A 1267-nucleotide genomic window follows, 5' to 3' on the forward strand; every position below is an offset into this window, starting at 1 on the left:
CACGTAAGCTGTATCGATGCTTATTATGTAAAATTAACTCGATTTTCTTCCCATTATCAACGTCGCTTGCTTTAGGATATCATTCTCCATTAACAAGCGTTTATTCTCTTTGCGTAGCGCGATAAGTTCGTTATCTTCAGTTCGACGATTATCTTTTGCGATGAATGAGCCGGTAGTTTGGTACTGCATTATCCAATTATCTAATGCTGATTTGGTGAGGTCATACTCTGCGACGATATCCGCACGTTTTTTACCATTTTGATATAGCATGACCATTTGTTTTTTGAACTCGTTAGTAAAGCTACGTTTTGCTCTTCGTGATGAATCGGTTGCCATTGTTGTTACCTTCTCTTATTTTTAGTTTATCATAACAATGACCTTATAAAACTGGTACTAATTAGTGTAGCCGATCCATATGGATGGTTTATATTTTGATTTACTCATAAGTGGAGTAGATATAAATGAATTGACATGGGAACCAGTCACGCATGAGGGAATTACTGCAACAGTGACAAATGTTGTAGCTAATGATTCGTGGATTCCATATGAGGACTTGGGACAAGTGTTGCACGCATTAAGCTAACAGGTCCAGAGGCAAGAAATCAATGGTACAATCCTCATCCTAACCTAATTGCTAAGCCAAAGTTACCGCAGACTTTTGAGTTAGTGGGTAGAGATATAAAAGCTAATGATGAGGTAGTGGATCGGCTACACTAATTAGTACCAGTTTTATAAGGTCATTGTTATGATAAACTAAAAATAAGAGAAGGTAACAACAATGGCAATCGATTCATCACGAAGAGCAAAACGTAGCTTTACTAACGAGTTCAAAAAACAAATGGTCATGCTATATCAAAATGGTAAAAAACGTGCGGATATCGTCGCAGAGTATGACCTCACCAAATCAGCATTAGATAATTGGATAATGCAGTACCAAACTACCGGCTCATTCATCGCAAAAGATAATCGTCGAACTGAAGATAACGAACTTATCGCGCTACGCAAAGAGAATAAACGCTTGTTAATGGAGAATGATATCCTAAAGCAAGCGACGTTGATAATGGGAAGAAAATCGAGTTAATTTTACATAATAAGCATCGATACAGCTTACGTGCATTATGTCGATGTTTAAATGTAACCCGAAATCGTTTCTATTATCAACGGCAATTAACGCAGCAATCACAAGATATATCACTGAGTGAAATAGTGGGTGAAATTTTTAATACTAATTATCGTGCTTATGGTACAAGGCGTCTGCAAGCAGAGC

2 protein-coding genes are annotated in these 1267 nt (G+C 37.3%); one reads left to right on the forward strand and one right to left on the reverse strand.

Going from position 1 to position 1267, the window contains the following annotated elements:
• Positions 1-33: 33 nt before the first annotated feature.
• Complete coding sequence (locus A9G37_RS11710; RefSeq protein ID WP_065574772.1) at positions 34-336, reverse strand: IS3 family transposase; 303 nt, start codon at positions 334-336, stop codon at positions 34-36.
• Positions 337-778: 442 nt separating this feature from the next.
• Here A9G37_RS11710 and A9G37_RS11715 point away from each other — a divergent pair, with 442 nt between their 5' ends.
• On the forward strand, positions 779-1081 hold the full coding sequence (locus A9G37_RS11715; protein WP_065560538.1) for an IS3 family transposase: 303 nt from the start codon (positions 779-781) through the stop codon (positions 1079-1081).
• Positions 1082-1267: the final 186 nt, after the last annotated feature.

The sequence above is a fragment of the Gilliamella sp. GillExp13 genome (assembly GCF_001690815.1).
Classification (GTDB): Bacteria; Pseudomonadota; Gammaproteobacteria; order Enterobacterales; family Orbaceae; genus Gilliamella; species Gilliamella bombi.